Source organism: Rhizobium sp. YTUHZ044, assembly GCF_051123975.1.
GTDB lineage: Bacteria > Pseudomonadota > Alphaproteobacteria > Rhizobiales > Rhizobiaceae > Rhizobium.
Genome location: NZ_CP101429.1, coordinates 168,695 through 186,376, shown reverse-complemented (window position 1 = coordinate 186,376; position 17,682 = coordinate 168,695). Strand labels below are relative to the sequence as shown.

The 17,682-nt window shown below is 55.6% G+C and carries 15 protein-coding genes and 4 pseudogenes; 16 read left to right on the top strand and 3 right to left on the bottom strand.

Features of this window, described 5'->3' with window-relative positions:
• Nucleotides 1-227: 227 nt before the first annotated feature.
• The 7 genes from NL154_RS28740 to NL154_RS28710 all read left to right on the top strand — a co-directional run bounded on the left by NL154_RS28740 (nucleotide 228) and on the right by NL154_RS28710 (nucleotide 6,939).
• On the top strand, nucleotides 228-1,391 hold the full coding sequence (locus NL154_RS28740; RefSeq protein ID WP_430960858.1) for a UbiA family prenyltransferase: 1,164 nt from the start codon (nucleotides 228-230) through the stop codon (nucleotides 1,389-1,391).
• The gene (locus NL154_RS28735; RefSeq protein WP_430960857.1) at nucleotides 1,388-1,810 is read left to right on the top strand and encodes a GtrA family protein; all 423 of its coding nucleotides are present in this window, start codon (nucleotides 1,388-1,390) and stop codon (nucleotides 1,808-1,810) included. The genes NL154_RS28740 and NL154_RS28735 overlap by 4 nt, the downstream gene beginning before the upstream one ends.
• Complete coding sequence (locus NL154_RS28730; RefSeq protein WP_430960856.1) at nucleotides 1,807-3,132, top strand: FAD-binding oxidoreductase; 1,326 nt, start codon at nucleotides 1,807-1,809, stop codon at nucleotides 3,130-3,132. The genes NL154_RS28735 and NL154_RS28730 overlap by 4 nt, the downstream gene beginning before the upstream one ends.
• Complete coding sequence (locus NL154_RS28725) at nucleotides 3,132-3,866, top strand: SDR family oxidoreductase (protein ID WP_430960855.1); 735 nt, start codon at nucleotides 3,132-3,134, stop codon at nucleotides 3,864-3,866. The genes NL154_RS28730 and NL154_RS28725 overlap by 1 nt, the downstream gene beginning before the upstream one ends.
• Complete coding sequence (locus NL154_RS28720) at nucleotides 3,863-5,068, top strand: hypothetical protein (protein WP_430961977.1); 1,206 nt, start codon at nucleotides 3,863-3,865, stop codon at nucleotides 5,066-5,068. The genes NL154_RS28725 and NL154_RS28720 overlap by 4 nt, the downstream gene beginning before the upstream one ends.
• 380 nt (nucleotides 5,069-5,448) lie before the next feature.
• Nucleotides 5,449-5,730 carry an acyl carrier protein gene (locus tag NL154_RS28715; RefSeq protein WP_430960853.1) on the top strand — a complete coding sequence of 94 codons (282 nt, stop codon included), beginning with the start codon at nucleotides 5,449-5,451 and terminating at the stop codon, nucleotides 5,728-5,730.
• Nucleotides 5,731-6,939, top strand: coding sequence for a beta-ketoacyl-[acyl-carrier-protein] synthase family protein (locus NL154_RS28710; RefSeq protein WP_430960852.1), 1,209 nt, complete (start codon nucleotides 5,731-5,733; stop codon nucleotides 6,937-6,939).
• 53 nt (nucleotides 6,940-6,992) lie between these two features.
• Here the strand turns inward: NL154_RS28710 and NL154_RS28705 are convergent.
• The 3 genes and pseudogenes from NL154_RS28705 to NL154_RS28695 all read right to left on the bottom strand — a co-directional run.
• Nucleotides 6,993-7,244 (bottom strand): annotated as a pseudogene (locus NL154_RS28705) (transposase); the annotation flags it as partial.
• A protein-coding gene (locus NL154_RS28700; RefSeq protein WP_434734537.1) for an IS3 family transposase occupies nucleotides 7,240-8,423 on the bottom strand; the annotation gives its coding sequence in 2 pieces (ribosomal slippage) (nucleotides 7,240-8,171 and nucleotides 8,171-8,423; 1,185 coding nt in all). The pseudogene NL154_RS28705 and the gene NL154_RS28700, both read right to left, overlap by 5 nt.
• Nucleotides 8,424-8,484: 61 nt before the next feature.
• Nucleotides 8,485-9,467, bottom strand: a pseudogene (locus NL154_RS28695) (IS3 family transposase); the annotation flags it as partial.
• A 96-nt stretch (nucleotides 9,468-9,563) separates the two neighbouring features.
• Between NL154_RS28695 and NL154_RS28690 the strand changes: the two are divergent.
• The 9 genes and pseudogenes from NL154_RS28690 to NL154_RS28650 all read left to right on the top strand — a co-directional run.
• Nucleotides 9,564-9,803: pseudogene (locus tag NL154_RS28690) on the top strand (transposase); the annotation flags it as partial.
• Between the two features lie 305 nt (nucleotides 9,804-10,108).
• On the top strand, nucleotides 10,109-10,699 hold the full coding sequence (locus NL154_RS28685) for a NodA family N-acyltransferase (protein WP_069457973.1): 591 nt from the start codon (nucleotides 10,109-10,111) through the stop codon (nucleotides 10,697-10,699).
• Nucleotides 10,696-11,334, top strand: a complete 639-nt coding sequence (gene nodB, locus NL154_RS28680; protein WP_430961116.1) for a chitooligosaccharide deacetylase NodB — start codon at nucleotides 10,696-10,698, stop codon at nucleotides 11,332-11,334. The genes NL154_RS28685 and nodB overlap by 4 nt, the downstream gene beginning before the upstream one ends.
• 23 nt (nucleotides 11,335-11,357) lie before the next feature.
• The gene (gene nodC, locus NL154_RS28675; protein WP_430961117.1) at nucleotides 11,358-12,608 is read left to right on the top strand and encodes a chitooligosaccharide synthase NodC; all 1,251 of its coding nucleotides are present in this window, start codon (nucleotides 11,358-11,360) and stop codon (nucleotides 12,606-12,608) included.
• A 115-nt stretch (nucleotides 12,609-12,723) separates the two neighbouring features.
• Nucleotides 12,724-13,329 carry a nodulation methyltransferase NodS gene (gene nodS, locus NL154_RS28670; protein WP_430961118.1) on the top strand — a complete coding sequence of 202 codons (606 nt, stop codon included), beginning with the start codon at nucleotides 12,724-12,726 and terminating at the stop codon, nucleotides 13,327-13,329.
• A gap of 30 nt (nucleotides 13,330-13,359) precedes the next feature.
• Nucleotides 13,360-15,084, top strand: a complete 1,725-nt coding sequence (gene nodU, locus NL154_RS28665) for a nodulation protein NodU (RefSeq protein WP_430961119.1) — start codon at nucleotides 13,360-13,362, stop codon at nucleotides 15,082-15,084.
• Entirely contained in the window at nucleotides 15,072-15,986 is a 915-nt protein-coding gene (gene nodI, locus NL154_RS28660) for a nodulation factor ABC transporter ATP-binding protein NodI (protein ID WP_430961120.1), read from the top strand. The genes nodU and nodI overlap by 13 nt, the downstream gene beginning before the upstream one ends.
• Before the next feature lie 3 nt (nucleotides 15,987-15,989).
• Nucleotides 15,990-16,778: an ABC transporter permease gene (locus NL154_RS28655; protein WP_430961121.1), complete on the top strand. Its 789-nt coding sequence runs from the start codon at nucleotides 15,990-15,992 to the stop codon at nucleotides 16,776-16,778.
• A gap of 217 nt (nucleotides 16,779-16,995) precedes the next feature.
• Nucleotides 16,996-17,597 (top strand): annotated as a pseudogene (locus tag NL154_RS28650) (OmpW/AlkL family protein); the annotation flags it as partial.
• Between the last annotated feature and the right edge of the window lie 85 nt (nucleotides 17,598-17,682).

Below are 17,682 nucleotides of genomic sequence, written 5' to 3'. Positions count from 1 at the left end.
TGAGAATGCCAACCATCCAAACAATCAATTTTCCTGATCCTGTTCAATCTTGCATAGCAGAAGCTTCTAATGTGGTGAGGCCGCCCCGTCGAACCAGTTGGTCTCATCGCAACCAGGCAGATACTGAGTTCGGATCGGCCTTCCGACTGGACCATTTTTATGGTGCTCAACTGGATATTTTTTGCAAGCCAGCTTGATGCCATTTTGGCTCAAAGTGAGAGGATACTATGAGTGGCGGCAGCAAAGACGAGAAGGCTCATGTACACCCGAGTCCAGGTGACACTGGGACCATCGGGTTCGAGCCCCGCATCACCCACCACGCATTTGACTCCACGGTATTCAAGAGAACAGTTCGGCCGCGGGTGTTTACCGTCGCGCCCTATGGTTTTGAGCACGCCCGGGCAAATGATGTTGCCGCAACGCTCGACGGTAAGTCTGATGCCTGCGATGGGTTCGCCGATACCCATTGCGGGGGTGGCCAGACAGTGTCGGAAACGCCTATAGCTGAAGCGAGGTCCCTCAAGCACTACGTCAATGCATTTCGGCCGCACCAATGGCTGAAGAATGTGTTGGTGTTCTTGCCGACCCTCGCTGCACATAAACTCGATTGGCCGACGCTCCTCTTATCACTGGAAGCGTTCGTCTGCTTCAGCTTGGTGGCTTCTAGCGTTTATGTCATGAACGATCTCCTTGATGTCTGCGCAGATCGGGCGCATCCGCGCAAGCGGTACCGCCCGTTTGCCTCACACAGCATCCCCACCGCACACGGAACCTGGATGGCAGCGGGGCTCATTCTTCCAGGCGGACTGATAGCAATGTTCATCGGCTGGGGCTTTTTCCTGGTGGTGGCGGGATATTTCCTTGTGACCACGGCCTATTCCCTGCATTTGAAACGACGCATTGTCATCGATATCTGTATTCTCGCAGGTCTCTACACCATTCGCATCGTTGCCGGTGGAATCGCGACATCAACTCCGTTATCGGTCTTGCTCATTGCCTTTTCAGTGTTCTTTTTTCTGTCGTTAGCGGCGGTGAAGCGACAAAGTGAATTGGTTGACGGCGCCGAGCGTGGCAGTCTGCAGGCTACGGGTCGAGGTTACCACGTCAACGACCTGCCAATCATCTCCATGATCGCGGTTGGGGCAGGATACGTATCTGTGCTGGTGATGACATATTATCTGAATTCGCCTGTCGTAATGGAGCTCTATCCCCATCCTCAAATGCTGTGGGGCGTCTGCGCAATCCTGCTCTATTGGATCACCCGCACAGTGATGGTGTCGCACCGCGGCAACATGCATGACGACCCGGTGATCTACGCCGCGAAGGATCGGACCAGCCAGGTATGCCTAGCGATCATTCTGGTCTTCGTTGCAGGCGGAGTGCTGAGGTGAAACGGCAGGGTCTAGCGTTACGCTATGCGGCATTCGCCGCCATCGCAATGGTGGTCAATGTCACCATGCAACATTCCGTCCTTCAGTTCGGGAATACGAGCGCCATTTTTGTGCTTGCCATGAGCGTGGGCACCATTGCCGGGCTGATGATCAAATACCTGCTCGACAAGTTTTGGATTTTCGACGATCAGGAAATCGGCCTCAAAAACGATGGGTGGAAGTTCTTACTCTATACGGCAGTGGGCGCCCTCACCACAATCATTTTCTGGAGTGCTGAGGCGGCCTCCTGGTGGATCTGGAGAACTGAGCTGATGCGTGACTTGGGTGCTGCCATCGGTCTGACAATCGGCTATCTGGTCAAGTACCAGCTAGATACACGCTTCGTGTTTGCAGGTCACCGATTGAGGATTGCTCCATGAAGCTCTCGGGTTGGGGAAGGTCTCCGCTCGTGGACGCGCAAGTCTATGTGCCCCGTGACCTCGAAGCTCTCCAGAAGCTGCTAGCTTCAAAGCCGAGTGTGATCGCGCGCGGCTGCGGTAGGGCCTACGGGGACAGCGCCATCAATTCATCTGCAACAATTGATATGCGGCGTTTGAACCGAATGTTGGCCTTTGATCCGAAAACGGGACAGTTGATCGCGGAAGCTGGAGTTGTTCTTTGCGACATCATCGCGGCTTTCCTGCCCCGAGGTTGGTTCCCGATGGTCACGCCGGGCACGAAGTTCGTGACGTTGGGCGGCATGATAGCCGCCGACGTTCATGGCAAGAACCACCGCAAGCATGGAAGTTTTCGTGGATGCGTGGACTGGATCGATGTAATTGGGGCCGATGGCTCAATCCAGCGCTGCTCAAGCAAGAGCCACGTAGAGCTCTTTGAGCACACTCTCGGCGGCATGGGGCTGACCGGAATCATTTTGCGGGCGGCGGTCCGATTGCGCGCAGTCGAAACCGGATGGATCCGCCAGACAACAATACCCGCGCCGAACCTCAAATCAGCGATGACAGCTCTAGAACGGGCTCAAGATTCGACCTATTCGGTGGCGTGGATTGACTGCCTTGGGACGGGGAAAAACCTGGGGCGCTCCCTTGTCTTCCTGGGAGATCACGCGAACGCCTCTGATCTTCCAACATATCGGTCTCTGCACCCTTTCGCTACTCCGGCAAGACGCAAACTTTCGGTTCCGTTCAATTTTCCATGCTTTGCTATCAATCGGTTTAGTCTCCGGGCCTTCAACGCGCTATACTATCGAATTGGCGTTTGGAATCGAGGTCAGCAACTCGTTGATTGGGATAGCTACTTCTATCCCCTCGACGCAGTTGCCGACTGGAATCGGGTCTACGGGCGCAAGGGGTTCGCCCAGTTCCAGTGCGCCATTCCCATAAAGCGCTCGGAAGAAGGGCTCTCGGCCTTGCTGCAGACAGTCGCCAAGGCAGGCGCTGGATCGTTCTTGGCCGTTCTCAAGCGGTTCGGTCCGCAGGAGAGCCGCTTTTCATTCCCAATGGAAGGCTACTCCCTTGCTCTTGATTTTCCCATCACGACCAAAACCTCCCATCTATTGGCAAACCTTGACCGAATTACAATCGAGCACGGCGGGCGCTTTTATCTCGCAAAGGACAGCCGCATGTCTGCTGAAACGCTACGTGCCTCCGATGGCCGGGTTGCAAGCTTCGTTCGAGTGAGGGCGAAAAGCGGCTGGAAAAGCTCGTTCCAATCAGCGCAAGCGGAAAGACTTGTGCTGTGATGAAGCCGTCCGTTCTTATCTTGGGTGCACGTTCCGATGTGGGCAATGCCGTGGCGCACAAGTTTGCAGCGCTGGGCCACCCGATCCAATTAGCCGCGCGCCAATCAGAAACACTCGATGCTGAAAAGACCAATTTGCAGCTACGATATGGAATCCCAGTAACCCTACACGAATTTGATGCACTTCTGACGGAAACTCACGCCCAGTTCCTGGCCATGTTGCCCGAGTTGCCCGAGGTCGCCGTAAGCGTCGTCGGCTTCATGGGGAGCCAGGAACGAAGCGAGCGCGATCAGCTCCTCGCCAGTTGCATCATGCGTAGCAACTACGAAGGGCCTGCCAATATCCTGGCATTGTTAGCCAACCGGTTCGAAGAACGCGGATCCGGCACTCTGGTTGGCCTCAGTTCGGTCGCTGGAGCGCGCGGACGCGCGACCAACTACGTCTACGGCTCCGCGAAGGCGGGCTTCACTGCCTTTCTGTCCGGGCTTCGTAGTCGTTTGGCGAAACGCGGCGTACATGTTGTGACTGTGCTACCTGGTTATGTCGCGACCAAGATGACTGAAGGCATGAATCTACCAGCAAGGCTCACGGCGCAACCGAGTGAGGTTGCCGAAAGTATCGTCGTCGCCGTCGAGCGAAAGAAGAACGTTATCTACGTTCGTCCAGTCTGGCGTATGATCATGCTGATCATCAGACTTATCCCGGAGGGGCTTTTCAAAAGGGTAAGGATGTGATCCGCTTCGTTCCAACAAAAAAGCAAATAGAATACTTTATTGCTGGATCTTTCATCATTGCTGGAATGTTCGGCGTGATATGGATTTTCATTGCTCAAGAACCGTTCCGGATATCGAATGGCTTGGAGTGGGATGCAGTACATTATGACAGACTTCTTCGGTTCTTAGCTGCTGGGGGTAGCTCGCGGTTGCGCATCGCCTTTCCATATTGTGCTCGCGTTGGGACACCTTGGATCCTCGTGAACATTTTTCATAATCGCTTCGGCTTTTATGAGTTCAACTTGGTTGCCTCGGGGTTGTTCTCCGCCACTTTGCTTCTTGCAACACGCTCACTATGGCATGAGAGCATAAAAGGCTTGACGGCAGTGATTGCGGCGTCGTCCTTCCTGTATTTTGCGCCGGTAAAATTTACAAACTTCTATCCGGCTTACATGGACCCCCCGTTTCTCCTTGTCCTTTCGTTTTGTCTGATTTTCATCATAAAGAAGAACTATCTTCTCGCAAGTATTATATGCTTGGCAGGAATTCCATTCAGGGAAGCTAGTTTTTATCTTCTGCCACTGCTGGTAGGTTTCTATATCAAAACTGCACAAAGAAGCAGCGCCGCTTGGGTGACATCTATATCTATTATCATCTCTGGGTATGCTCTAAAAGAACTGATGCTTTTAGTATCTGATTGCGAATCCCAATCGCAACTCATTACCGCACTCTTTTGGTTCTATCGCTTTCTATCTGAGCCCGCGCATGTCTTAGGCTCGTTCGCTGCTATATCGCTTACTCTCGGTCCGCTGTACGTTGTTTTGGATAAGCGGACATTTAACCACATTAAATCGGACGACACCGTGATATTTTCCATCGTCGCATCAGTATACTCCGGGTTTTTGTCAATAGGTGGCGGATCGGACGTGACCAGGATATTTTATAGTTTTCTCCCCTTTTATGTACCTTTGTTGATAAAGTGCTTCAGGGTGTCAAGCCTGACGTCGTTTGCCCTTGCCTGTTTTGGCTGGCTGCTCACGAATCATATGCTCCACAAGTATGAACAGCCGATCTCCGAAGGGCTGAATAATGACATCTCAGGCTTCTTTGCTCAGTTTCCCGACTATGGACATCCCACTATAGCCTTGGTTGTCTTGGGAATATGGATCGTTCTGGCGACGTCGAGGAGACTAATTGAGCCACTAGAAGTTCATTTGGAGTGACTTGTGGCTTTGACGCCTCGGTGTTGATGAGTTGGGCCATCTTCCGTCGGGAGACCCCAACTTGCCGTATGTCGCCGTCTATCGCCATGACCCGTTGGCATGCGCGCATCCGCCTCAAAAAGGGCTCCGCCATCCAGGGCATGGATGGCTGAAATCTAAACAATAGATTTTCCTGATCCTAATCAATCCTGCATAACAACAGCAACTAACGCTCAGGTCGATGGCAACTTTCCATGGTTCCCGATGCTAAAAGATCCGGCCGGCGCTCATCTATCCATAATCGGCTTGATCGGCGGCACAAGCTTGCTGAGGCGCAATTCAGCACCGGGGTTCAGGATGAGGCGGCGTCTTAAGTTCAAACTCATGATGAAAGGAACAATATGTCTGATCAACTTACTAGGGAGGTTATTGCGATAATCAACAATCGAGCGCTAGCGGAGCAAGGCGCGTCGACAACCGCGACTCCGAGCGCCGAATTGACCATGGCAACGGAGTTGACTTCGCTCGGCCTCGATTCTCTTGCGTTCGCTGATATCCTCTGGGACCTTGAGCAAGCCCACAACATCAAGATCGAGATGAATACGGCGGATGCTTGGTCGAACCTACAGACGGTCGGCGATGTGGTTGTGGCTGTCCGAAGCTTGTTAGCCAAGGAGGCTTGAATGGATGGGCGCGTCGTTATCACTGGAATTGGCGGCTTATGCGGGCTTGGTACCGATGCCGCATCTATCTGGCGTAGGATGTGTACAGGCGTTTCCGCCATCGGGCCGATCGCCAATCCTCAGCTCCGTGAGCTGGCGGGTGTCATTGGCTCTGAGATCAAGACGTTGCCGAAGCACGACATCAGTCGAAGGCAGCTCGCGACCATGGACCGCTTCAGTCTTCTTGCCGTGCTTGCCGCGCGCGAAGCAATGCAACAGGCCGGGCTCTCCGGTGAAGAAGGAAATCCGCACCGCTTTGGTGCCGCCGTTGGCGTCGGTGTCTGCGGCTGGGAGGCGATTGAGGAGAATTACCGCGCACTCCTTTTGAGTGGCGCGAAACGGGCTGAAGTCCTTACGGCGCCAAAGGTGATGCCTTGCGCAGCTGCCGGTCAGGTCAGCATGCAATTCGGTCTGCGCGGACCAGTTTTTGGCGCCACGTCGGCCTGCGCTTCGGCTAATCACGCGATTGCTTTGGCGGCGGATCAGATCAGGCTTGGACGGGCCGACATCATGCTCGCCGGCGGCAGCGATGCGCCGCTTGTGTGGGGCGTGCTGAAATCATGGGAGGCGCTGCGCATACTTGCCCCGGACACTTGTCGCCCCTTCTCCGCGGACCGCAAGGGGGTGGTGCTTGGAGAGGGCGCAGGCATGGCCGTTTTGGAAAGCTATGAGCACGCTTCACGACGTGGCGCATCTATCCTCGCTGAGATCGCCGGGATCGGCCTTTCGGCGGATGCCTTCGACATTGTGGCGCCGGCGGCTGGGGGACCCGAAGCAGCGATGCGCGCCTGTCTCAAAGATGCGAGGTTGAATGTTGACGACGTCGATTATCTTAATGCGCACGGCACTGGCACCAAAGCGAATGACGAAGTCGAGACGGCAGCGATCAAGCACGTCTTCAGTAAGCGCGCATATTCAATGGCGATCTCGTCTACCAAGTCCATGCACGCACATTGCCTGGGTGCGGCGAGCGCCCTCGAAATGATTGCGTGTGTGATGGCGATCCGCGAAGGGATCGTTCCGCCCACGGCAAATTATAATGAACGCGACCCCAATTGCGATCTCGACGTCACGCCAAATGTGGCGCGTGAAAGGAAGATTCGAATAGCGCTAAGCAACGCCTTTGCCATGGGGGGCCTGAACGCAGTTCTAGCGTTCAGGGAAGTATAGCAACGACCGCGGGTTTACCATCTCGGCTTTACCGCAGCTAGGCTCAGGACTCGTTAGAGCCAGAAAATGACGGCTGCAGCGATGCAGATGGCTGAGAAGAAGGTGTGGGCGCATCGGTCGTAGCGAATTGCGATGCGGCGCCAGTCCTTGAGTTTTGCGAACAGGTTCTCGACCTTGTGACGCTGACGATAAAGGGCCGTGTCGTAAGCGTATGGGACTTTGCGGCTTCGGCTCGACGGGATGCACGGCTCGATGCCTCGTGCTTCCAGTTCCTCGCGGAACTGACCTGCCACTGAACTTTCATCCGGCTGCGATTAGAGGTCCAGCGTTTTCTGATACGCCGAATGGCGCGTTGGTAGCAACCGGCGGAAACGCGTAGCTTTCATCTTGCGCAGCGTTGGAGCCGGTTGCGGCGATGGTCCCGGCATAGACTGCCGGGGTTTGGTATCCGAGCGACGAGTGTGGCCGGAAATTGTTATAATCGTCGGCCCATTCGGCAATGGCACTACGAGCATGATCGAGGCCGAAGAACAGACTTTCGTTGAGCAACTCGTCGCGCATCCGGCCATTGAAGGACTCAACATAGCCGTTCTGCATAGGCTTTCCCGGCGCGATATAGTGCCACTCGACCTTGTGGTCCTTCGCGAGGATCGCATTCGAGGTGAGTTCCGTGCCGTTGTCGGAAACGATCATGCCGGGCTTGCCGCGTCGTTCGATGAGTGCTGTCAGCTCTCGGGCAACGCGACGTCCCGAGATTGATGTATCGGGGATTGCCGCCAGACATTCACGTGTCACGTCATCGACGATATTGAGCACCCGAAATCGTCGTCCGCAGGCGAACTGGTCGTGGACAAAATCCAGAGACCAGCGGGCATTAGCCTTGGCTTCGACCAGGATCGGCGCACGCGTACCCACGGCACGCCGTCTGGCTTTGCGCTTGCGAACGGAAAGGCCTTCCTCCCGATACAGCCGGTAGATGCGGTTGACGCCGGACAGCTCTCCATCACGCCGAAGCAAAATGAACAGTCGTCTGTATCCGAAACGCCGCCGCTCATTGGCCAGATCGCGCAGCTTCGTTCGCAATTCGACCTCCGGCGGTCGGCAGGACCGATAGCGGATCATCTTGCGATCAGCCGACACAATCTGGCAGGCCCGCCGTTCCGAAAGACCCATAATGTCCCTCAGATGCGCAACGGCGTCACGCTTGGCGGCAGGCCCTACCATTTTTTTGCGAGAAGCTCGCGGAGTGCGGCCACATCCAGCATCTGTTCGGCCAGCAGTTTCTTCAGCTTGGCATTCTCCTCTTCGAGCGCCTTCAGTCGCTTCGCCTCGGAGACTTCCATGCCGCCGTATTTGGCTTTCCAGTTATAAAAGGTCGCGTCTGAAATCCCGTGCTTGCGGCACAAGTCGGCCACCTTCGCGCCCGCCTCCTGCTCCTTCAGCACCAAAATAATCTGCTCTTCTGTAAATCTCTGCTTCTTCATGTGTCCGTCCTCAATGGGCCGGACTCTAATCCATTCTGGAGGAAATTACCCGTGGCAGGTCAGCATCCGCAAGGGTCAGAAACCAGTGTTGGTTCAGGCATTCGGCGCGGAAGCGGCCGTTGAACGCTTCTATAAAGGCGTTGTCGGTCGGTTTTCCAGGGCGTGAGAAGTCCAACGTGACGCCCTTAGCATAGGCCCAGAGATCGAGATCGCGAGACACGAACTCGGTCCCCTGATCGACACGGATCGTCTTGGGATAGCCAACGTTCCGGCATACTCGTTCCAAGGTTTGCACGACATCTTCACCTCGATAGCTGTGACGCGGATCGAGCACCGGCACATAGCGTGAGAAGGTATCCACCACCGTGAGCACCCGCAGTTTCTTGCCGGTCGCGAGTTGGTCGTGAACGAAGTCCATAGCCCAGACATCGTTCGGACCGACTGCCATTTGCCGACCTTCCCTCAGCTTGGCTTTGACCCGGCGTTTCGGTGTCTTATTACGCAATTGCAGGCCCAAGTCCCTGTAAATGCGGTAGGTCCGCTTGATGTTGGTACCCCAACCCTCGCGTTCCAACAGTACCTGCACACGACGATAACCGTAGCGGACACGGGTCTCACAGATCTCACGGATACGACGTTCCAGACCGGCCTGATCGGCACGACGAGAGGTGTAGTGGTAGGTTGACCGATCGAAGTTCAGCGCCCCACAGGCACGCCGGATCGAGATCGCCCAATCCCGGCACATGCCCTTCACCATCTCCCGCTTGCGAGCAGGCCTTAGAGCTTTCGGCGAATGACGTCCTGCAGCATCTCACGATCGAGCGTCAGGTCCGCGACAATCTTCTTCAGCCGCGAATTCTCGTCCTCGAGCTGCTTCAGCTTCTTCATCTCCGGCGGCAACATGCCGGCATATTTTTTCTTCCAGTTGAAATAGGTCGCCTGGCTGATCCCCGCCTTGCGGCAGATCTCTGCAACGGGCACACCTTCGTCGCCTTGCTTCAGAATGAACGCCTTCTGGGCGTCCGAAAACTGCGATGCCTTCATCGTCTTCCGTTCCTTTCCCAGCCAGGAAAATGCACCGGAAACTCTAACCAAAACTGGTCCAGTTTGAAGGGTTCAGATCAATTGAAGGACGGACGCATGAAGAAGCAGAGATTTACGGAAGAGCAGATTATTGCGGTGCTGAAGGAGCAGGAGGCTGGCGCGAAGGTGGCCGAGCTCTGCCGCAAGCATGGGATTTCGGACGCGACATTTTACAACTGGAAAGCCAAATACGGCGGTATGGAGGTCTCCGAGGCGAAGCGTCTGAAGGCGCTCGAAGAGGAGAACGCCAAGCTGAAGAAGCTGCTCGCCGAGCAGATGCTGGATGCCGCCGCAATAGGTCCTGTGCCTAGAGTGGCAAGACATCCATGCGCAGCTCCGACTGGACCATTTGTATTCGGAAAAAGTTTGATGCTTGATTGACCAAAGCACTCAGGAGCTGCAAGTGGAGAAGAAACCGATCGCAGGCCAAACGGGTTCTGCACATATTCTCCATCCACGGGATGGATGCGTTTCATCCAAACAATCGATTTCACTGATTGCAGCCATTACTGCATAGAACTAATACCACTGGTTATCCAGATGCTGCATACTAGACGCGTCCGGATAACTGCAAGTTTTGCCAGAAGCATAGAGAGACAAAAATGCCTGCTGACGTGCGATGGAAACTTTGTTGGGAAAATGAGCTGCAAGTCGACGATCACGCAGAACTTTCTGCATTCTTTCGTAATACCTACGGGCCGACAGGCGCGTTCAATGCAATGCCCTTCGAAGGTGGCCGGAGTTGGGCCGGAGCGCGGCCTGAAATGCGCGTGATTGCTTACGACTCGCATGGCGTTGCCGCCCACATGGGCATGCTGCGGCGTTTCATCAAGGTCGGGGAGGTGGATCTCCTGGTGGGGGAACTGGGGTTGTGGGGAGTGCGTGCCGATCTTGAAGGACTTGGGCTTAGTCATTCAATGTTTACGCTGTATCCGGAGTTGCAGCGGCTCGGCGTCCCATTCGCGTTCGGCACGGTTCGGCACGCGCTGTACAAGCACGTTGAGAGACTGTGCCGCGGCGGTATTGCGACCATCCTCCCAGGGGTCCGCGTCCGCTCCACTCTCCCAGAGGTCTACCTCGATCTGCCAGCCACGCGAATTGAGGATCCCCTCGCCGTCGTGTTTCCCATAGCGCGCTCGATGGACGAGTGGCCTTCCGGCACGCTAATTGATCGTAATGGCCCAGAGCTATGAAACAGCTGGATTATAGTTGCAAAGTCTCGGGCAACAGCGCCAACCGTAGTGTTTATCTGACGTTCGACGACGGACCAAACCCATATTGCACGCCTGATATCCTCGATGTTCTGGCGGAGCAACGCGTACCCGCTACGTTCTTCGTCATCGGTGCTTATGCCGCGGATCAACCAGAACTTATCCGACGAATCGTTGCCGAAGGGCACGAGGTTGGCAACCATACTATGACCCATCCGGATCTGACGACATGCGGACTAGAGGAAATAGAATATCAGATCACCGAAGCAAGAGAGGCCATTAAGTCGGCCTCTCCTCAGGCTGAACCCAAGTTTATCCGCGCTCCATACGGGGTCTGGAACGAAAACGTGCTAAGCATCTCAGCGCGCGTGGGGCTCCAAGCGGTACATTGGTCCGTAGATCCGCGGGACTGGTCGCGCCCTGGTGTCAACGCCATTGTTGATGCAGTGCTGGCTTCAGTCGAGCCAGGCGCCATCGTGCTGTTGCACGATGGGTGCCCCCCTAACGAGCTTGTAGGACACAAGCTTTCTGGCTTGCGCGACCAGACGCTGATGGCGCTTTCCCGTGTCATTACCGGGTTGCACGACCGTGGTTTTGTCATCCGAACGCTCTCCTAGGATAATTAACGGACGGTATCTGCATGGATCTATTTGGTACAGCCGGCACGGTGGCAATTTCGTTGTATGCGCTTCTTTCTGGCGTCTATAAGGGCATGCAGGTCCTGTATGCTCCAACGGCAAGTTCTTTTTCTGCCTCTCCCGGAAGCCCGCTCAACGCGCTGGCAAGCGTCGACGTGATTGTTCCCTGTTTCAATGAAGACCCGGACATTCTCTCGGCGTGCCTCGAGTCTATCGCAAATCAGGATTATGCCGGGCGGCTGCAGGTTTTTGTGATAGATGATGGTTCTACAAACCGCGAGGACCTCGCACCCGTACACAACACATATGCGGGAGATCCGCGGTTCAACTTCATTCTTCTGCCTACAAATGCCGGAAAGCGCAAGGCGCAGATCGCCGCAATACGCCGCTCATCCGGTGACTTGCTTCTAAACGTCGACTCAGACACCACGCTTGCGCCCGACGTGGTCACGAAGCTCGTCCACAAGATGCGCGATCCATCGATAGGCGCGGTTATGGGACAATTGGTGGCCAGAAATCGCAGCGACACATGGCTGACACGACTGATCGACATGGAATACTGGCTGGCCTGCAACGAGGAGCGGGCGGCGCAGGCACGTTTTGGTGCGGTGATGTGCTGTTGTGGTCCATGCGCCATGTACCGCCGATCTGCACTGCTTTTGCTGCTCGACCAATACGAGACGCAACTGTTTCGCGGCAAAACAAGCGATTTTGGTGAGGACCGTCATCTTACAATCCTGATGCTCAAAGCTGGTTTTCGGACCGAGTATGTTGCGGATGCCATTGCAGCCACAGTCGTGCCAGACCGGCTCGCACCGTATCTGCGACAACAGTTGCGCTGGGCGCGCAGCACGTTCCGAGACACGTTGCTAGCGCTGCGCTTGTTGCGCAGGCTTGACCGTTATCTAACATTAGACGTGATCGGGCAGAATCTTGGGCCGCTGCTTCTTGCCGTGTCGGTATTGATGGGGCTTGCGCAGATTGCGGTGGCAGCCACGATACCGTGGTCGACGATAACGATGATAGCATTCATGACGGTGGTGCGCACCAGTGTGGCTGCGCTTCGCGCTCGCCAGGTTCGATTTCTAACATTTGCTGCCCACACGCCAATCAACCTTTTCCTCATTCTTCCCCTTAAAGCATATGCGCTGTGTACGTTAAGCAATAGTGCTTGGCTCTCTCGCACTGATGTCTTGCAAAGACCCCCCCGCAGCGCGGAAACATCATCGCTTAAATCTCTACCGATGGATTAACCTTTTCGCGAGCATCCGAAGTCTTGGTCGGCTTTGGATGTTGCAGCTGACGGCGAGGCCGAAGGCGGACAAACCTAACATCAGTTGCGGGATTAGCCACAAGAGGTGCAGGAAGTTGAACCAGAAAAAGCACTATCAGTTGCTGCATGATGAGTTGGCTGAAGACGATCCATGGCGGCTTGACAGCAACCCGTTCGAGCAGGAGCGACATAGGCAAATGCTGCGGCTGGCGCTTGCGCAGCAATCAATCACAAACGCGCTCGAAGTCGGATGCGCAGCCGGGGCGTTCACCGAAAGACTTGCGCCGCATTGCGAGCAACTCACCGTAATTGATGTGGTGCCCCATGCGCTCGCTCGAACGCGTCGACGACTAAAGGATCCGCCGAATATCTCCTGGATAAGCTGCGATATCCTCCAGTTCTCGGCACGAAAACCCTTTGATCTGATCGTGGTAGCTGAGGTGCTCTATTACCTTGAGAGCGTTGCTGAGATGCGAACGGCTGTCCGCAACTTGGCACAAATGCTCGCGCCATCCGGCCATCTAATATTCGGATCGGCAGGTGATGCGAGCTGCCAACTTTGGGGTCACGTGGCTGGTGCCGAAACCGTCATTACGATCTTGGATCAGGAATTGGTCCAAATTGATCGTGTGCGATGCGTCGGCCAAACCACCAACGAAGACTGCTTGCTTACCCGATATCGCCACCCCGTTTCTCAATGATCCGGCTACCGCGTTAGATATGGAGATCTTATGCGCATCTGCGGAATTAAACTCACACACGACGGAGCAGTTGCCCTCATCGAAGACGGGAAACTTATCTTCTGTATTGAGCAGGAGAAGCGCAACAACAACCCCCGCTATCAAGCTATCGACAACCTTGACGCGATTGTCCAAGCCCTGAACGAACACGGTTTGAGCGTAGGGGACGTTGATCAATTCGTCATCGACGGGTGGGACGGAGAACTTAAATCAGAGTTCCAGGTCTTCAGCGAAGGCCTCCCCATAACTCTCAGTGGAGCTCCCTATGTCGAACCGTGGCCAGAGAGCCCTCTAAAGTCCCATGACAGCTCGGGTCTCGCGCTCAGCGGCTCGATCCTTCCCTACAAAAGTTTTCCGCACGTCATAAGCCACGTAGTCTCCGCGTACTGCACCAGTCCGTTTGCCAAAGCCGGAGAACCTTCGTTCTGCTTGGTATGGGATGGCTGCATATTTCCACGGCTCTACTATGCGGAGCCAAAAGGAATCCGATTAATCAAGTGCATGTTCCCGATGATAGGTCATGCCTATGCTGTCGCCGGCCATCACTTCGGGCCGTACAGGAAGGCGGATCCAAAAAGCTGGAACCTGGGTGTCGCCGGAAAGCTAATGGCCTACATTGCACTTGGCGCGGCTCAGGAGAACATCCTAAACGTGTTTCGGGAGCTCTACGAGGAACACTTCGCCGGAGAAACGCTGCTCGCGGTCGGTTATAGGGAAAACATTCATAATGCAGACGCATTGCTTGGACGCGTCAATGATTACTTCGACGCAAGCGCGTCCCGGTTACAGTGTGAAAAACCCCAGGATGTACTTGCTTCATTTCATGTTTTCCTTGAACGCCTCCTCGTTGGCGAGATGACGATTGCTCTACAGATGCAGTCGCAATTCGAATCCCGAAACTTGTGCGTGGCCGGCGGATGCGGCCTTAACATCAAATGGAACAGCGCGCTCAGAGCGAGTGGTCTGTTTGAATCAGTCTGGGTGCCCCCATTTCCCAACGACAGCGGATCGGCTATTGGCGCCGCCTGCTGCGCGCGTGCTGTCGAGCGTGGTCTCGCTCCGCTTGACTGGTCAGTTTACAGCGGCCCTAAGCTGAAGAGTAGCGCAATCCCGCCAGGGTGGGAAGCTGCTCCATGCACCTTGGCCGAACTCGCCAGGATATTGGCATCTAACGAACCGGTTGTTTTTCTTGCCGGCCGTGCAGAACTTGGGCCACGGGCGTTGGGAGGCAGAAGCATCTTGGCCGCCGCGACTTCCCCGAAAATGAAGGATCATCTCAACGAAGTGAAATTCCGCGAGCATTTCCGACCTGTAGCCCCAATTTGCTTGGAAGACCGCGCACAGGAAATCTTCGACCCCGGCACTCCAGATCCCTACATGCTCTTCGATCATACGACACGCCCGGAATGGCGAGCACGGATCCCCGCCGTAGTGCACCTTGATGGAACTGCGCGACTTCAAACGATCTCGCGAAACTATGAGCACGAAGTCTCGAAGCTTTTGGCCGAATATGAAAGTCTCACCGGTATTCCGCTGCTTTGCAACACGAGTGCCAACTATCACGGCCGGGGTTTTTTCCCCGACGCTGCAGCGGCCTGCGAGTGGGGACAAATAGGCCACGTATGGTGCGATGGCTTGCTGCTTACAAGGACGAGCGAAACCGATGTATCCCCGGTGGACTGCACGGCTTTCTCGGCAAGCACATGGCCGCGATAGCAATCAGTTTGATTGACGTCACGAAAACCTATATCGACCGAACTGTTGTCGATCGGTTTTCGTTCGCCGTCAAAAAAGGAGAGTGCTTCGGGCTCCTCGGGCCCAACGGTGCCGGCAAAAGCACGATTGCGCGCATGGTCCTTGGTATGACGCCGCCCGACGCAGGCAAGATCACGGTGCTTGGCGCACCAGTGCCTGCGCAGGCTCGTCTGGCGCGGGCAAGCATTGGGGTGGTTCCGCAATTCGACGACCTCGATCAGGAATTCACAGTGCGTGAGAACCTGTTGGTCTTTGGGCGCTACTTCAATATGAGCACCCGTCAGATCGAAGCCGTTATCCCGTCACTCCTAGAGTTTGCCAGACTTGAGAGTAAGGCGGATGCGCGGGTCGCAGGCCTTTCCGGTGGTATGAAACGGCGCCTGATGCTGGCACGCGCGCTCATCAACGACCCACAACTGCTCATATTAGATGAGCCCACCACCGGTCTCGACCCGCACGCGCGCCACCTGATTTGGGAGCGGCTGCGCTCGCTGTTGGCACGCGGCAAGACGATCCTGCTTACTACGCATTTCATGGAGGAGGCAGAGCGGTTATGCGACCGGCTATGCGTTCTTGAAGAAGGACAGAAGATCGCCGAAGGTCGGCCCCAAGGGCTGATCGACGAGCAGATCGGCTGCCAAGTCATTGAGATCAATGGCGGCAATCCACATGAACTGCGCGCGCGTATCAAAACATGCGCGCAGCGCATTGAGGTAAGCGGAGAAACCCTCTTTTGTTACTCCTCCGCTCCTGAGCAGGTGCGAATACAATTGCGGGACCGTACGGATCTGCGTCTTTTACAGCGCCCCCCCAATCTCGAGGACGTTTTTCTACGACTGACTGGGCGAGAGATGAAGGATTGAAAGATGTGGGAAAATTATGCGGCAGTTCTGCCTGCCAATGGCTGGAACTGGACTGCGATGTGGCGCCGCAACTACCTTGGGTGGAAAAAAGCCGCGCTTGTGTCAATTCTCGGCAACCTAGCAGATCCCATGGTCTATCTTTTTGGTCTGGGGACCGGCCTTGGTTTGATGGTCGGACGAGTCGAAGGCATGTCATATATTGCTTTCCTGGCAACTGGCATGGTAGCGGCTAGCGCGATGACGGCGTCTACGTTCGAAACCATCTATGCGGCCTTCGCGCGCATGCGCGATCAACGCAGTTGGGAGGCGATCTTATACACGCAGATGACCCTTGGCGACGTAGTGCTGGGAGAAGTCGCCTGGGCAGCTACCAAGGCGCTTTTGGCCGGAACTGCGATTGCGGTCGTCGCAGCCATTCTGGGTTATGCGGTTTGGTCATCCATTCCTTATGTGGTGCCGGTGATAGCCCTGACCGGAATCGCGTTTGCGAGTCTGGCAATGATCGTTGTGGCGCTCGCGCCCAGCTACGACTATTTCATCTTCTACCAGACCCTCATTCTCACGCCGATGCTGTTCTTGTCCGGTGCTGTCTACCCGGTAACTCAATTGCCCGGTAAAGTTCAGCAGATGGCGACATTCTTGCCGCTGGCACATGCGATCGACCTCATTCGCCCGGCAATGTTCGGCCGGCCAGCCGCCGACGTCATGTTCCATCTTGGAGTACTTTTCATTTTTGGCGTATTGCCCTTCTTCGTATCGACTGCCTTACTTCGGCGACGCCTAATGTCATAAAATCGGCGCCAAACACCAAGTTGAAAGGCACAGTCATCGACGTAGGACGGCACTACCGCGGGCGGCGCTCAGATTCAGCGGCTCTCCAGGTGATCCTCGGTTAGGCCGAGGTAATGCTTGTTTCAAGGAGACGTCAAATGAACATGGATGACGCACGGCTGAGATGGATCGCGGGCGTGGGTGCGGCTTTTTTCGCATGCGGGGCGGCCGCCGCGAACCTGAGATCATCGCCTGTGTGGCAGAGGATGTAGCGGCTGGGCTAAGCCCCTGGCAGATCCGCGTGCGTGGTTTGGGTGTCATCACTTCATCACTGAGGACAAGGGTTTAATCAACAGCGTGCCCGGCTCCGACCTTTCCTAGTCGGACTCGCTGATCCCGGAACTCGACATCAGCTACCTCTTCACCGACACATCGCCGCTGAACTTATCCTTGGCACGACCTATGCCAACATCAAGGAAAATGGCGCGGGCGGCGTGCCGGTCCGGAGGGCTTGGCTGCTGCCGCCAACGCTTACGCTGCAGTACCATCTCACCGATTTCGGCGCCTTCGAGCCCTATGTCGGCGCTGGCATCAACTACTCGATATTCTACAACCGGAGCGAAAAGCCCGGTTTCCATAACCTCGACGTCGACAATCATGTGGGCGCCGCGCTGCAGGTCGGTTTCTACTACATGGTTGACGAGCATTGGGGCGTGAACTTCGATGTGAATCTTCCTCGAAACCGAGTGGAAGGCTGATCATAGCGTTCTCGGGCCGCTGAGTGGCAAGGCAACAATCGATGCGTGGTTGATCGGCGCTGGCGTGACCTACCGTTTCTGAATGGACGATCACGGCCGGAGAAGGAGCCTTCTCTTCGATAGCGCCTCCCCATCCGTAATCGGCCTTGTGCGGTCTCGGAAGGCGG

Excerpts from the sequence above, each read along its gene's own strand:
- NL154_RS28740 (WP_430960858.1), top strand. The coding sequence starts at position 228 with ATGAGTGGCGGCAGCAAAGACGAGAAGGCTCATGTACACCCGAGTCCA.
- NL154_RS28730 (WP_430960856.1), top strand. The coding sequence starts at position 1,807 with ATGAAGCTCTCGGGTTGGGGAAGGTCTCCGCTCGTGGACGCGCAAGTC.
- NL154_RS28725 (WP_430960855.1), top strand. The coding sequence starts at position 3,132 with ATGAAGCCGTCCGTTCTTATCTTGGGTGCACGTTCCGATGTGGGCAAT.
- NL154_RS28715 (WP_430960853.1), top strand. The coding sequence starts at position 5,449 with ATGTCTGATCAACTTACTAGGGAGGTTATTGCGATAATCAACAATCGA.
- NL154_RS28710 (WP_430960852.1), top strand. The coding sequence starts at position 5,731 with ATGGATGGGCGCGTCGTTATCACTGGAATTGGCGGCTTATGCGGGCTT.
- NL154_RS28685 (WP_069457973.1), top strand. The coding sequence starts at position 10,109 with ATGCCTGCTGACGTGCGATGGAAACTTTGTTGGGAAAATGAGCTGCAA.
- nodB (WP_430961116.1), top strand. The coding sequence starts at position 10,696 with ATGAAACAGCTGGATTATAGTTGCAAAGTCTCGGGCAACAGCGCCAAC.
- nodC (WP_430961117.1), top strand. The coding sequence starts at position 11,358 with ATGGATCTATTTGGTACAGCCGGCACGGTGGCAATTTCGTTGTATGCG.
- nodU (WP_430961119.1), top strand. The coding sequence starts at position 13,360 with ATGCGCATCTGCGGAATTAAACTCACACACGACGGAGCAGTTGCCCTC.
- nodI (WP_430961120.1), top strand. The coding sequence starts at position 15,072 with ATGGCCGCGATAGCAATCAGTTTGATTGACGTCACGAAAACCTATATC.
- NL154_RS28655 (WP_430961121.1), top strand. The coding sequence starts at position 15,990 with ATGTGGGAAAATTATGCGGCAGTTCTGCCTGCCAATGGCTGGAACTGG.